Annotated in this window: 14 protein-coding genes; 4 read left to right on the top strand and 10 right to left on the bottom strand. The window is 66.9% G+C overall.

All coding sequences use genetic code 11. The features are described from left to right. Positions 1-3: 3 nt before the first annotated feature. The 5 genes from ACVOJ1_RS16435 to ACVOJ1_RS16415 form a co-directional block, all read right to left on the bottom strand. Positions 4-1,284, bottom strand: coding sequence for an MFS transporter (locus tag ACVOJ1_RS16435; RefSeq protein WP_065182383.1), 1,281 nt, complete (start codon positions 1,282-1,284; stop codon positions 4-6). 115 nt (positions 1,285-1,399) lie between these two features. After that, positions 1,400-2,527 carry a metallophosphoesterase gene (locus tag ACVOJ1_RS16430; protein ID WP_346480658.1) on the bottom strand — a complete coding sequence of 376 codons (1,128 nt, stop codon included), beginning with the start codon at positions 2,525-2,527 and terminating at the stop codon, positions 1,400-1,402. Between the two features lie 111 nt (positions 2,528-2,638). Continuing rightward, entirely contained in the window at positions 2,639-4,177 is a 1,539-nt protein-coding gene (locus ACVOJ1_RS16425; RefSeq protein ID WP_065174578.1) for a TerC family protein, read from the bottom strand. 44 nt (positions 4,178-4,221) lie between these two features. Further along, the gene (locus tag ACVOJ1_RS16420; RefSeq protein ID WP_065174577.1) at positions 4,222-4,446 is read right to left on the bottom strand and encodes a helix-turn-helix domain-containing protein; all 225 of its coding nucleotides are present in this window, start codon (positions 4,444-4,446) and stop codon (positions 4,222-4,224) included. A 13-nt stretch (positions 4,447-4,459) separates the two neighbouring features. Then, the gene (locus ACVOJ1_RS16415) at positions 4,460-4,927 is read right to left on the bottom strand and encodes a DUF2975 domain-containing protein (protein WP_065174736.1); all 468 of its coding nucleotides are present in this window, start codon (positions 4,925-4,927) and stop codon (positions 4,460-4,462) included. Between the two features lie 259 nt (positions 4,928-5,186). Here ACVOJ1_RS16415 and ACVOJ1_RS16410 point away from each other — a divergent pair, with 259 nt between their 5' ends. After that, complete coding sequence (locus tag ACVOJ1_RS16410) at positions 5,187-5,504, top strand: ArsR/SmtB family transcription factor (RefSeq protein WP_196768758.1); 318 nt, start codon at positions 5,187-5,189, stop codon at positions 5,502-5,504. An 11-nt stretch (positions 5,505-5,515) separates the two neighbouring features. Beyond that, positions 5,516-6,895, top strand: a complete 1,380-nt coding sequence (locus ACVOJ1_RS16405) for a DUF2867 domain-containing protein (RefSeq protein ID WP_262219203.1) — start codon at positions 5,516-5,518, stop codon at positions 6,893-6,895. 84 nt (positions 6,896-6,979) lie between these two features. Here ACVOJ1_RS16405 and ACVOJ1_RS16400 read toward each other — a convergent pair whose 3' ends face one another. The 5 genes from ACVOJ1_RS16400 to ACVOJ1_RS16380 all read right to left on the bottom strand — a co-directional run bounded on the left by ACVOJ1_RS16400 (position 6,980) and on the right by ACVOJ1_RS16380 (position 11,752). Further along, a complete protein-coding gene (locus ACVOJ1_RS16400; RefSeq protein ID WP_346480657.1) occupies positions 6,980-7,480 on the bottom strand; it encodes a GNAT family N-acetyltransferase in 501 nt (166 codons plus the stop codon). Positions 7,481-7,494: 14 nt separating this feature from the next. Further along, positions 7,495-7,617, bottom strand: coding sequence for a hypothetical protein (locus tag ACVOJ1_RS16395; RefSeq protein ID WP_258391157.1), 123 nt, complete (start codon positions 7,615-7,617; stop codon positions 7,495-7,497). 127 nt (positions 7,618-7,744) lie between these two features. Further along, positions 7,745-9,475: a GGDEF domain-containing protein gene (locus tag ACVOJ1_RS16390; RefSeq protein WP_346480656.1), complete on the bottom strand. Its 1,731-nt coding sequence runs from the start codon at positions 9,473-9,475 to the stop codon at positions 7,745-7,747. A gap of 101 nt (positions 9,476-9,576) precedes the next feature. Continuing rightward, positions 9,577-10,602 carry an AI-2E family transporter gene (locus tag ACVOJ1_RS16385; RefSeq protein WP_322522849.1) on the bottom strand — a complete coding sequence of 342 codons (1,026 nt, stop codon included), beginning with the start codon at positions 10,600-10,602 and terminating at the stop codon, positions 9,577-9,579. Between the two features lie 142 nt (positions 10,603-10,744). Continuing rightward, complete coding sequence (locus ACVOJ1_RS16380; protein WP_279942309.1) at positions 10,745-11,752, bottom strand: LacI family DNA-binding transcriptional regulator; 1,008 nt, start codon at positions 11,750-11,752, stop codon at positions 10,745-10,747. Positions 11,753-11,847: 95 nt separating this feature from the next. On the opposite strand from ACVOJ1_RS16380, the gene ACVOJ1_RS16375 reads away from it, so the two are divergent. Further along, a complete protein-coding gene (locus ACVOJ1_RS16375) occupies positions 11,848-12,900 on the top strand; it encodes a sugar phosphate isomerase/epimerase family protein (RefSeq protein ID WP_065174573.1) in 1,053 nt (350 codons plus the stop codon). A 27-nt stretch (positions 12,901-12,927) separates the two neighbouring features. Beyond that, positions 12,928-14,145, top strand: coding sequence for a nucleoside permease (locus ACVOJ1_RS16370; RefSeq protein ID WP_346480655.1), 1,218 nt, complete (start codon positions 12,928-12,930; stop codon positions 14,143-14,145). Positions 14,146-14,154: the final 9 nt, after the last annotated feature.

Genomic DNA, 14,154 nt, shown 5'->3' with positions numbered 1-14,154 from the left:
CGGCTAGGATCCGCCCTGCTTGCCAGGGCGGGTCTTCCGCGTCGATGCCGTTTCCGGCAGCGTCCACAGCACCGGCAACACCAGCAATGCGACCAGCGCGATCATCGCGCCCGGTGCCGCCGCCCAGCCGCTGCGCTCCACCCACCACTGCGCCAGCCACGGTGTCGCACCGCCGAAGACCGCCGTGGCCATGGTCACGCCCAGTGCCAGCCCGCTTACCCGGCCCTCGCCCGGAAACTGCTCGGCCGTGGCCGGTGCCGCGACCGCGCTCACGCCACCGGCCACGCAGGCCAGCAGCACCGCAGCCACCGCGATACCCAACGGCGTGGTATGCGCCATCCAGCCGAACAACGACAGCGGCAGCAACGCCGCCAGTACCGTCAGGCCCAACAGCAGCGGGCGCCGGCCGAAGCGATCGGACAACGCACCGCACAAGGGAGTGATGGCGATCACGGCCACCGCCGCGATCGTCGACAGCCACAGGGCATCGCCCTCGTCGTGCCCCTGTGCGTGCAGGAACGCGGGCACATAGGTGATGCCGACGTAGTAGGTGATCGAGCCCAGCGCGGAAATGGCGAAGGTACGCGCTACCGCCTGCGGATGGTGGCGCAGCACGTGGCGCAGCGGCGTGGCAGGAATGCTGCCCTCGCGACGCTGCCGCTCGAACTCCGGCGATTCATGCATGCCCGAACGCGCGATCAGGATGACCAGCGCCAGTGCAGCACCGACGAAGAACGGAATGCGCCATCCCCAGCTGTCCAGTTGTACCTGCGGCAGCAGCGCGACCGTCAGTGCGGAGATCGCCACCGCCAGCAGCGCGCCCACTTCGCTGGCCGCCGAGGCCAACGAGGTCACCAGTCCACGCCGGCGTGCCGGAGCGCTTTCCAGCAGATAGGCGACTACGCCCGTGTATTCACCGCCCACCGAAAATGCCATCACGCACCGCAGCACCAGCAGCAGCACACCCGCCGTCGTGCCCGCCGTCGCGGCGGTAGGCAGCAGCGCGGTGGCCAGCATGGCTGCAGCCATCAGCGCCATCGAGGCCAGCAGCATCCAGCGCCGCCCCAAGCGGTCGCCGAGGTGACCGAAGCACAGCGCGCCGAGTGGGCGCATCAGGTAGGACACGGCAAATCCCGCAAGGGTGACCAGCATCGCCTGTTCGCCGCCGCCGAAAAACACCCGCGACAGCACCGTGGCGAAATAGAGGTACAGGGTAAAGTCGTACCACTCCACCACGGTGGACAGGCCGGCGACCCACATCGAGCGCTGCTGTGTCGCACTCATCGCCTGTTCGCCTTCGGCACCGTCGTTTCCCTGTCTGCGGTCTGCACGCAGGGTGCCACCACGCGGGTGACGGCACGGTGGATCCGCTGCACGACGGGCGCGGACCGCAGACGGCTCAGGGTGCGCGGCGCAGGGTGATCAGGGTGATCTCCGAGGGCACGCCGATGCGTGCCGGGAAGCCGGCCCACAGTCCCGCACCGTTGCTCACATACAGCGTCATGTCATCGACGCGGTACCGTCCGGAGACGAAACCGCCGTTGGCACGCTTCACCAGCTGGTCCATGCCGAGGATCTGGCCGCCATGGGTATGGCCGGACAGCTGCAGCTTGACCCCGCGTGCGGCCGCGTCCTTCGCATTGCGTGGGCGGTGGTCGAGCAGAATCACCGGGGCGGCCGGATCCGCACCCGCCAGCGCCGCCTCCAGATCGGGCAGCGGCAGGCCATAGCGCGCGGCCACCGGATCGGTGACACCGGCGATCGTCATCGTTGCATCCCCCCGCCGCACCTGCACGTGGCTGTTCTCCAGCACCTGCATGTGCAGCGCACGGAACGCCTGCATCCATTCGCTGTACTGGGCGTAGTACTCGTGATTGCCGGTGATGGCGATCACCCCGTCCGGCGCCCTCAGTTCACCCAGGGGCCGGAAGTCATTGCGCCGTGCCTGCACGGTGCCATCGATCAGGTCGCCGGTGATGACGACCAGGTCGGGCGTCAGGGCATTGCTTTCGGCCACGACCTGACGCACCCAGTCGCCGGTCAGCAGGCGGCTGGCGTGGATGTCGGTAAGCTGCAGTACGCGGTAACCCTCGAACGCGGCAGGCAGGCCGGCAACGGCCACCTCGATCTGTCGGGTCTTGGGCACCGCCATGCCCTGGCTCACGCCCCAGGCACTGACCAGCAGAGCCAGCAGGCCTGCGCCCGGGCGCAGCCACGGCGCGCGCAGCGCTGCGGTCACACGGGGCCTGCGCAGAACCCACGCGCCAAGCAGGCCCACGTCCATTACCAGCATCACCAGTGCCAGCAGCAGTACCGCAGTGGAGCCGGTGGCGAGCACGGCGATGGCCAGCTTGGGGATTTCCGGCGAGGCCATCGTGCCCCAGAACGTGGCCACGATCCGCAGCTGGACGGCGATGGCGACCAGCAGCAGGGACAGCAGTACCTTCAACCACACGGGCAGGCGCAGCGGCCAGAACAGGCGAAGGGCCACATACACGCCCATCAGCAAACCAATCGTACTCAGCACTGCGACGTTCCTGGACGAAGACAAGAGCCCGCCATGGTGACGGCTGCGGACAGCGTTGTGTAGAGCCGGGCCATGCCCGGCTGCTCAGTTCGCAGTCGAGCACGCTGGACGCTACGGAAGCCCGAGGCGCTCCACCCGCAGGCGGACAATGCGCCGCTTCTCCATGGCCAGTACGGTGATGCGGGCATCCGCTACTTCGACCGCATCGCCCACATCCGGCAGGCGGCCAAGCTGATCCAGCACCAGGCCGGAGATGGTCATGTAGTCGGCACTGCGGGGCAGCGACACGCCGGCCAGCCGTTGCAGGTCATCCAGCGTCAACGCGCCGTCGGCCTCCCATTGGCCCTCGTCCAGCGCCACTACGCCGTAACGCTCGTCCTGGGTATCGACCAGATCGCCCGCGATCGCCGCCAGCAGGTCATTGGCGGTCACCAGGCCTTCCACACTGCCGTACTCGTCCACCGCTACCGCCAGCGGTACCGGGTGCAGGCGGATCAGTTCAAGCGCCTGCAACGCGCTGGCGCTGGACAGCACGTACTGCGGCTGGCGCAGGTTGGCTTCCAGCTGCAGCGGCCTGCCCTGCAGCAGGTCGGCCAGCAGGTCGCGGCTCTGCACCACACCACGCAGGCTGTCCAGATCACCCTCGCCCACGAGCAGGCGCGTGTGCGGCGACGCCACCAGGCGCGCCACCACGTCGTCCTGGCCGCGCGCCAGATCGATCCACTGCACGTCGGCGCGCACGGTCATCACACTGGACACAGGCCGGTCAGCCAGGCCCAGCACGCTGCGGATCATCTCGTGCTCGGCCGGCTGCAGGCGTTCCTCCGGATCACCGTGGTCTTCTTCGCTGGCATCGTCGTGGCCATTGGCCGGACGGGCGCCCAGCAGGCGCAGCACGGCATCGGCAGTGCGCTGACGGAACGGCTGGCGACGCTCGTTGCGCTCGCGGTTGAAGCGCACCCACTGGTTGAAGGCTTCCACCAGGATCGAGAACGCGATCGCCGCGTACAGGTAGCCCTTTGGAATCTTGTAACCCAGCCCCTCGGCGACCAGGCTGAAGCCGATCATCAACAGGAAGCCCAGGCACAGCACCACCACCGTGGGATGCTTGTTGACGAAGCGGGTCAGCGGCTTGCTGGCCACCAGCATCAGTGCCATCGCGATGGTCACCGCGGCATACATCACGCCCAGGTTGTCGACCATGCCCACGGCAGTGATCACCGAGTCCAGCGAGAACACGGCGTCCAGCACTACGATCTGTGCCACCACCATGGCAAAACTGGCGTAGACCTTCTTGCCGTCTTCCTGGTGACTGCGGCCCTCCAGCCGCTCATGCAGCTCCATGGTGCCCTTGAACAGCAGGAACAGGCCACCGCCCAGCAGGATCAGGTCGCGTCCGGAGAAGCTGTGACCGAACAGCGTGACCAGCGGCTCGGTCAGCTTCATGATCCACGCCAGCGCGGCCAGCAGCACCAGCCGCATCAGCAGCGCCAGCGTCAGGCCGATCACCCGCGCACGGTCGCGCTGGTGCGGCGGCAGTTTGTCGGCAAGGATCGCGATGAACACCAGGTTGTCGATGCCGAGCACGATCTCGAGCACTACCAGGGTTGCAAGTCCCATCCATATCGAGGGGTCAGCCAACCATTCCATTTCGGGTCCGTTTCGTCAGTAGGTCAGGGGGAAAAACAAAAGCTTCAGCCGCCATCGTGCGCCTGCGTCGGGTCGTAGCCGAGCAGGTCGCCGGGTGTGCATTGCAGCTCCCGGCAGATGGCATCCAGCGTGGAAAAGCGGATGGCGCGGGCCTTGCCGGTTTTCAGGATGGACAGATTGGCCAGCGTGATGTCGATGCGCCCCGCCAGCTCGGACAGGGTCATGCCACGCGCCTGCAGCATGCGGTCCAACGTGATCACTACGGCCATCAGGTCAGGTCCATCAGATCAGGCCATCCAGGTCGTCGCGCATCGCCGCGCCGACCGCGAACACGCGCGCCAGCACGAACAGCATCAGTACCGCGACCAGACCGGTGATGGACATGCCTCCGCCCACCTCCATCCAGGCGAAATCAGGCCCCATCCAGGCAGCGTAGAGGCCGATCACGATCGACAGCAGTTCCATCGCCAGCATCAACCAGGCCATGCGCTGCAGGCGCCGGGCATTGGCATGGGTGAAGGGGCGTTCGCGGGCAGCGGACCTCAGCATCCGCGCGAGGTGTCGAAGGAACACCAGGCACAGCACCAGCAGGGCAACGATGGTGCCCAGGCCGATGCAGAAGTGCAGGAACAGATCGCCTCCGTGGGCGGCGGCAGTACGTGCATCATGCACGGCATCCAGCAGCCAGCGGCGGTCGTAGGCGACCAGCGGCACGGCCAGCAGTGCGGCCAGGATGCCCAGCCAGCACATGGCCCGCACGGCCTGCACGGCGGTCTGGGCCAGGGTGAACAAGCCTCGCGCGGGTCTGGCGCGGGCGGGACGAGCGGTCAAGCGGCCTCCGGTATTGGGGTGGCCCTGCCGCCCCGGGGTGGATTTATCGATAAACGATATACCACATCCCGAAGTGAAAGGCTGAACGTCGGCGCTGTTGCACGCGAGCTTCGAACCCGCCTCCGCACTTGACACCCCAGTGACGATTTGATTATTAATTAACTAATTAGTTAATCACATTCTCATGGATCGCATCTTCGAAGCACTCGCCTCAACCGCCCGGCGGCAGGTCCTGGCCTATCTCAGCGCCGGTGAACTCAGTGCGGGCGAACTGTCCGAGCGCTTCGATTTCAGCAAGCCGGCACTGTCCAACCATCTGCGCATCCTTGAAGAGGCAGGTCTGATCGAACGCGAGAAGCGTGGCCAGTACGTGTACTTCCGACAGGTGCCCGACCGGCTTGCCAACACCTTGTTCTCGTGGGCTGCCGAAGTCTGCCCGGTGGGCGGCCCACTCAAGCGCGAAGCGCGCGCACGCCGCAAGTCACCCGCCCCCTGAGGAGCCGCCCGATGCCTGGACCGACCCACGACAGCCGCTCGTTTCCAGGTGTACAGCTTGCGGCTCAGGAGGGCGGCGGCCCCGTTGAAGTCACACTGATCGCACAGCTCGGCATCGGTGCCGGAGACGCGCTGGTGGCTGATGCCAGCCAGCGTCAGCGCCACCACCCCGCCTTCATCGATGCACTCGATGAGCCCTCTGCACGGCTCGGTGGCATGCATCTGCAGTACGGCGATGCGTCCTCGCTGTACAGTTTCATGGTCGGCGAAGGCGGACATCCGTTCCATCGCCACGCCGGCCCACGCATGTTCACCGCCATCGCCGGCAGCGCAGGCGCTGAGCTGCGTTTCGCGATGGCCTCCGATGCACAGCTCGCAATCGATCCCGTCGCGCTCCTGCGCTCGCTGCGTCGCGTCCAGATCCCACCGGACTGCCTTTTCACCGTTCGATTTGGCGGAGGTACCTGGCACCAGTTTGTATCGAACCATCCTGGCCACCCTGCCCTGTTCGCACTGTCTTGCCACAGCAACGAACTGGCCGGTGCGATGAGCGCTGAAACAAGAGCGCAGGTGCAACGCAACGGTGCTGATATTCCCAGCTTGACTGAGGTGCTTCCCGAGGTGCACTGGCCCACCATGGCCACGTTGGCGGCCACCCCGCTGCTGCGTCTCTCGCTGCAGGCCGCACCTCCCAGCCTGTGCGCGTCCCTGTGCGCCCGTACCCGGGCGTTGCTCGGCCCGCTGCGACGGATCAATCTGCGTCCACTGCGTGGCTTCGTCGAACGTGCCCCCCTTCCATTTACCATCGAGTCCCGCGCGCCCAGCGATGACGGACTGCTGGGCAAAGCACTGCAGTCCAGCAACTACCATGATCTGACGGTGCTCCGGCTGGACGGTGCTCAGTTGCAGCAGCCACCTGTTTCGCAGTTGCTGGCAAACGTGCTGGAAGGCTTCCTGTGCAACCCACCGGGCGGCGTCAGCCAGCTGATGGCGGTGCGCAACTGGCTGGTGGCTCCTTTGGGGCTGCGCACCGCGCGGCTGGGCTGCCCGGTCTCGTCGCTGGCATGCAGCGATCACACGCAGCTCTTTGCGGGCCGCTATCCCGTGTTGGATTCACAGGTCGATGCACATGGCCGCTATGCCGAAGTACTGCTGGGCGCCGACGATCGCCACCTGCGCTTCCGCAGCAGTGTCCGCGTGCAGCGGCATACCGACGGCCGCATCGATATCAGCCTTGGCACGCGTGTGCAGACCCGCAACATCTTCGGGCGTGTCTACATGGCGTTGATCGATGGCGTGCACCGGCATTACATCGCCCCTGCACTGCTGCGGCGCGCAGTCGAACATGCGCTCGCGCCCGAACTGGCGGTTCCCGGTGCCTGGACCGGTTAAGCCTCGCTTCGCTGAGTCCATAGAAGGCGGGATGAAACGCCGTTGCCGTGTTCCGCAAACTGCCGAGGGGTTTACTGTCCGAACTCAACGCGCGTAGCGGAACACCAGATCGTCCGGATCGACGCGCAGCGCGTCCGCATCCAGCACCCCGCCCAGCCGCCGGGCCACGGCCTGCGACGCGAGGTTGTCCGGCGCCATGTAGCTCACCAGCGTCGGCAACTGCAGCGATGTGAACGCCCAGTCGCGCAGGGCGGCCGCGGCCTCGCTGGCGAAGCCCTGCCCTTCGTGGCCGTCGTACAACAGCCAGCCCAGTTCCTTTTCCGGAAACAACGGGCCGTGATTGATGCCGACCTGTCCAATGCAGGCGCCGCTGTCGCGCCGTTCGATCATCAGCGCGCCGTGGCCGAACAAGGGCCAGCTGGCCAGGTCGTGACAGAACTGTCCCCAGGCCGCGACCTCACCAAATGGACCGCCCATGCCGCGCGCACGGGGCGATGCAAGAAAGCTCGCATAGGTGTTGAAATCCTCCAGCCGTTGCGGGCGCAGGCGCAACCGTGCGGTATGCAGCGTGGGAATCTCCAGCATCGCCACGGCCGATCTCACTGCACAGCCACACGACCATCACCGCGGCGCCGCAGCGACGGAGGGCGTGGCGCATCGGCGTCGGTGCGCGCCAGCACGGACGCCGGCTGCGCGCTGGCCAAGGCGGGATCGACGGACATGGCGGGCTCCTGCAGTGTCAGGCTGCAAGTCTAGGCCGCGCCCTGTGCGATGCAGATGAAGTGCGGCGCAAGGGGGCATGCTGCCCCTGATGTACCGCCATGACCGGCGTCGCCAGCGCCGTGGCACTCAGCGTGCACCGGCAATCCCTACCCGATCGCGTCCCTGCGCCTTGGCCCGATACATGGCGGCATCGGCAGCACGCAGCAGGGAACGCCAGCCCAGTGCATCGGTACTGCCCTCGGCCACACCGAAACTGGCAGTTACACGCAGCACGTTGCCATTGCCCAGCACGATATCCGACTGCTGCAGTGCGACGCGCAGCGATTCGGCCAACCGGCCACCCGCGCCGAGATCCCCATCCGCCAGCAGCACAAGGAACTCCTCGCCACCGTAGCGGGCGATGCTGTCGGTGTGCCGCAGGTGCCTGCGCAGCAGCTGCGCAACCTGCACCAGTACCTCGTCGCCTGCGGCGTGGCCTTGGCCGTCGTTGATTGCCTTGAAATGATCGACGTCGAGCAGGATCACCACCGCCATGACGTTGCCTGCGGCGTGCCGCTGCTGCACGTGTTCGTCCAGCGCGCGCCGATTGAGCAACCCGGTCAGCGCATCGGTGCCGGCCAGCTGGCGCAGTTCGCTGGTCAGTGCGGAACGTTCACGTGAGGTCTCGCGCAGCACTTCAATCGCGTCGAACAGCCGCTGCATCTCTGCCAATGGATGAGTGACGTGCTGCGCAGGGCCCGGCGCGTCGGACGCAATCTGCACCACCTGTTCCTGTGCCTGCAGCAGCGGCCTGAGGATCTGCCGGTGGGCGATGCGCAGGGCCACGCCCAGCACCGCCAGCGTGCCCAGCGCGGTGGCCCACAACACGGCCAGCCGTGTCGCCTCACGATTCCGTGCCTGTTCGAAGCGAACGATGGACATGCTCAGGTAGCCGTCGCGCAGCGCCTCCAGTGACTGCAGCGTCGGAACGTAGCGCGCAGTGAATTCCGCGGTGCTCCACGGCGGAGGCCGTCCATGGCGACCGTCCTCGATCAGCTGTTCGATCATCGGCAGCGACTCGGCGAAGAACTGTCGGCGTGCCATGTCCCAGTGCCAGGACAGCTCAGGATCACTGCGGAACACCGACTCGTGGCTGGCTGCCAGCCGCCACAGCTCGAGCAGGCGGCCCTCGGTCTGCTGCGCCGCGCGTACCTGCCGGACGCGCCAGGCCCCGGGAACCGCCACCGGTGCCATCACATTCGACGCCAGTCGGCCGCCATGCTCGCGCAGGTCCATCAGGATCTGGCCCTGGATCGCCGGAATCGCCGCTTCGCGGCCGGTGGCCACCAGCACGTTGATCTGCGCCGAACCCAGGCGATGCAGGCGATCGGTCACCATGAACATGCTGTTGATCGCATGCTCCACGTCGTCGACCGTCCGCGCGTCTGCCGGCTTGGCCACGACCCGGTCCACCGCCGCGCGCGCCTGACGGAGCTGATGCTGGGCCTCGAACAGGGTGCGGCGCTCGTCAGGCAGGGAGGGCCCGGACAGGATCACGGCATCCATCTGCGTCATCGCCACATCGACCCGCTTTCGCGCCTGTGCCAGCCCCGCCGCGAGCCGCGCGCGTTCGCCGGCATCGGCGCAATCGCTGCCGAGCAGGCTGTTGGCAGGCCCGCGCTCGGCCGAGGCCAGATTGGCCAGATCAAAGGTCTGTCGCAACCGGTGCAGGCTGACGAGGTTGTCCTCCGCTGCGGTGCAGCGCAGCGTGCCCTGGACCAGGGCGATGACCATCAAGGGCAGCGTGCAGACCACGAACAGCCCGGCCAGGATCCAGACCCAGGTCCGTAACCCGATCGGCGACACCTTGCGGGCCATTCACCATTCCCCTGAAGTGCGGGTCACTGTAGCTGCCGGCTGGCGGCACCCACAAGCGTCCACCGTGGCGCTGCAGTGGCGCCCGCTGGCACCGGCAACCGTCAGATCCAGCGCTGGTCCACCAGTTCCCGTTTCACATAGGCATAGAACACCGGCGCAGCGACCAGCCCCGGCAGGCCGAAGGCGGCTTCCATCACCAGCATCGACAGCAGCAGTTCCCACGCACGGGCCTGGATCTCGCCACCGACGATGCGGGCATTGAGGAAGTACTCGAGTTTGTGGATCACCACCAGGTACAGCAGCGCCACCACCGCAACGTAGAACGATACCGACAGGGCAACGATGGTGATGACGGTATTGGAGATGATGTTGCCCACCACGGGCAGCAGGCCGGCGATGAACGTGATCAGTACCAGCGTCTTCGACAGCGGCAGGTGCACGCCGAACAGCGGCAGCACCCCCAGCAGGAAAATCGCGGTGAACACGGTATTGAGCAGGGAGATCTTCACCTGCGCGAACACCACCTGGCGGAATGCGGTCGCCAGGCGGCCGGTACGGCCGATCAGTTCGTGCGCCAGCGGCCCCATCGTCGGCAACGGAAGCTCGTCGTACAGCGCGATCATCGCCCCGAGCACCATGCCGATCAGCACGCGCACGCCGATCTGCACCGCCGATGTGCCGGCGACGCCCAGCTGCCGCTGGTGCTCTGCCGCCCACTCGTTCAATGCCGCACGCAGTGCCGGCATGTCCTCGGGAATATAGGGCTGCAGCAGCGCCGGCACCTGGTGGCGCGAGGTGTTGAGGATGTCCATCAGGCGCGCCAGCAGCGCATCCGGCCCGCCGGTTTCGGTGCGGAAGAAGGACGCCACGCCGATGCCGGCCAGCACGAGCACGCCGATGATGACGGCCGAAAGCACGATCACCGCGATCGCACGCGCGCGCCCGGGCGGCAGGCGCCCCTCCACTGTCGACGCCAGCAGGTGGGTCAACTGGAACACCAGCAGGCCCGACAGCAGCGTCACCACCAGGCCCAGCTTCAGTACCAGCCACATCCCCAGCAGCATCAATGACCAGGCCGCGATCCTTGCAACGGGGGGCCGGGGCTGGGCAACGAGGGCGTCTTGCATGGCATGGGTCCGGGCGGGGTGGCCCATGGTAGTGGAACGCTCCGGACACCGAAATGAATGGAGTTGGGGCCAGCGCTTCTGATCACAGGCAATGAAACATCCCCGGCAGGCGCAGGCCTGCCGGGGTTCCTGCCTGCTGCCTTCACCTGCGCCCGGGCGGTGCTGTCGAGCCGCGCAGCATCAGACTGAAATCCAGCGTCTGCTGAAGCGGGACATCGACACCTTCGATGATGGCGAGCAGCAGTTTGACTGCGCGGTCGCCGATCTCCCGCATGGGCTGCCGGATGGTCGTCAACGGCGGCGTGAGGTAACGCGACGACGCCAGATCGTCGAAACCGACGATGGACAGTTCCTCGGGCACGCGGACGCCCAGTTCCCGGCAGGCCGCCAGGGTTCCCAGCGCCATCTGGTCACTGAAGCAGAAGATCGCGGTCGGCGCCGATGCGGCGGCCAGCAGTGCCGTCGCCGCCGCATGGCCGGATTCGACGGAGAAGTCACCCGGCACAACACTCAACTGGCGCAGTCGGCCGCGCGCCCTGCCCGCCGCCCGTGCCCCTTCCAGCCGCTGCTGGTGCAGGGGGTTGTCGGGGGGCCCGCCCACCACGGCGATCCGCTCATGTCCCAGTCCGTACAGGTGCTCCATCACCGCACGCGCGGCGGCAGCGTTGTCGATGTGGACACTGGGGAGGCCCAGCGCGGGGTCGAATTCACAGCCGTTGACCACCGGCGCGGCGGCGCCCTGCTGCTCGACGATCGCGCGCGCGGTAGGCGGCAGGCGATGGCCCAGCACGATCAGGCCATCGGCCTCGTTGCGACGGAGCATCTGCGCATAGCGCTCCTCGCGGTCGGGTCGATGCTGGGTGTCGCCCAGCAGGACCGCGTAGCCGACGGCCTGGGCCGCGTCTTCGGCACCCTGCAGGATCTGTGCGAAGAACGGGTTGGCAATGTCCGGCACGGTCACCAGGATCTTGCCGCTGCGCTGCGTCTTCAGCGTGCGGGCGACCGTGTTGGGCACATAGCCCAGCGCGGCGGCGGCCTGTTCGATGCGCGTGCGCGTCGCCGGCAGCACCTTGTCCGGCCGGGACAGCGCCCGCGACACCGTACCGGCGGAGACGCCGACGTGCTTGGCGATGTCGTAGATGGTGGCCATGGCGTCAGTTCTTGTTTCCGCTGTGCAGTGCACAACAGGGTTTGCGGGAGACCCTGCTAGGGTAATGCAATCGATTGCATCGCGGGCGAACCACGTTGAAGACGCTCAAGGGTCCGGCGCTGTTCCTGGCGCAGTTCATCAGCGAAACACCTCCTTTTGATCGGCTGGACACGCTGGCCGGCTGGGCCGCGGGCCTGGGCTATTGTGGCGTACAAGTGCCGACGAACGCGCCGCATCTGTTCGATCTGGCCGAGGCCGCGCGCAGCCAGGCGTACTGCGACGACATCAGCGGCATGCTGGCCGACCATGGCCTGCAGATCACCGAGCTGTCTACCCATCTGCAGGGACAGCTGGTCGCCGTCCACCCCGCCTACGACAGCCTGTTCGACGGCTTCGCGCCGGTGGACAAGCGCGGCAACCCCGCCGCGCGCCAAGCCTGGGCGGTGGAACAGTTGAAGCTGGCCGCCCGCGCCAGCCAACGCCTGGGATTGACCGCGCATGCCACCTTCTCCGGCGCGCTGGCCTGGCCCTACTTCTATCCCTGGCCGCAACGCCCACCGGGACTGGTGGAAGAAGCCTTCGCCGAACTCGGCCGGCGCTGGCGCCCCATCCTGGAGGCGTTCGACGCCAGCGGCGTGGACCTGTGCTTCGAGATCCACCCGGGTGAGGATCTGCACGACGGTGCCACCTTCGAGCGCTTCCTCGATGTGGTGGACCACCACCCACGCGCGAAGATGCTGTACGACCCCAGCCACCTGCTGCTGCAGCAGATCGACTACCTGGGCTTCATCGACCGGTATCACGATCGCATTGGCATCTTCCACGTCAAGGACGCGGAATTCCGGCCCAGCGCGCGCAGCGGCGTCTATGGCGGTTACCAGGACTGGATCGACCGGCCGGGGCGCTTCCGCTCGCTCGGCGACGGCCAGATCGACTTCAAGGCGATCTTCTCCCGGTTCGCGCAGTACGATTTCCCGGGCTGGGCGGTCGTGGAGTGGGAGTGCTGCCTGAAGCACCCGGAGGACGGCGCACGCGAGGGAGCCGCCTTCGTCCGTGACCACATCATCCGCGTGACCGAACATGCCTTCGACGACTTCGCCGGCAGCGGCACGCCGCCGGAATCACTGCGCCGCATGCTGGGACTCTGAGCCACTACCGCCCCGGGAGGGCAAGCCATGACGCACGCCATGTCGCGCTTGGGCGCGATGATGTTCCTGCAGTTCTTCATCTGGGGCGCGTGGTTCGTGACCCTGGGGACGTATCTGGTGCAGGGCCCGCTGCAGGCCAGCGCCAGCCAGGTGGCCACCGCCTTCCTCAGCCAGTCCATCGGTGCCATCGTCGCCCCGTTCCTGGTCGGCCTGATAGCCGATCGCTACTTTGCGGCGCAGCGCATTCTCGGGGTGCTGCACCTGGCCGGTGCGGTGCTGATGTGGTTCGCATCCACGGCGACGGACTTCAACACGTTCTTCGCTTGTGTCATGGGTTACATGCTGCTTTTCATGCCGACGCTGGCCCTGGCCAACAGCGTGGCGATGCGCCATATGCAGTCGCCTGAGAAGCAGTTCCCGCTGGTGCGCGTGGCCGGCAGTGTCGGCTGGATCGTGGCCGGCGTGCTGATCGGCTGGCTGGGCTGGGAGCAGGCGCATCGGCTCGAACTGACCTTCCGCATGGCGGCGATGGCGTCGCTGGCCCTGGGTCTGTATGCCTTCACCCTGCCGCACACACCGCCGCTGGCCAGGCAGCGCGATGCGGGACTGGGGCAGATCCTGGGCCTGGACTCGCTGCGGCTGCTGAAGTCGCGCTCCTATCTGGTGTTCTTCCTCGCCTCCATCGCCATCTGCATTCCGTTGGCGTTCTACTACAACTTCACCAATCCGTATCTCAACGACCTCGGCGTGCGCGGCGCGGCCGGCCTGCAGTCGCTGGGCCAGGTCTCGGAAGTGCTGCTGATGCTGGCCATGCCGTTCCTGTTCGTCCGCCTGGGGGTAAAGACCATGCTGGCGGTAGGCATGGCTGCGTGGGTGGTGCGCTATGTGATGTTCGCCTTTGGCGACGCCGGCGGTGCGTTCTCCCTGCTGGTGATCGGCATCGTGCTGCACGGCATCTGCTACGACTTCTTCTTCGTCACCGGCCAGATCTATACCGACGCACACGCCGGCCCCGACGTGCGCAGCAGCGCCCAGGGCTTCATCACCCTGGCGACGTACGGCGTAGGCATGCTGATCGGCACGTTCCTGTCCGGTGCGGTGGTGGAGCACTTCACCACGGCGGCGGGTCCGGACTGGCAGCAGATCTGGCTGTTCCCGGCCGGCGTCGCACTGGTGGTGCTGATCGCCTTCCTGCTGCTGTTCCGCGACCGCCCCGCTGTCGCGCCCGCTCCCACCGCACCCTGAGGAACCCAT

The sequence above is a fragment of the Stenotrophomonas sp. STEN225 genome (assembly GCF_056756445.1).
This window is presented reverse-complemented; position numbering and strand designations above follow the sequence as displayed.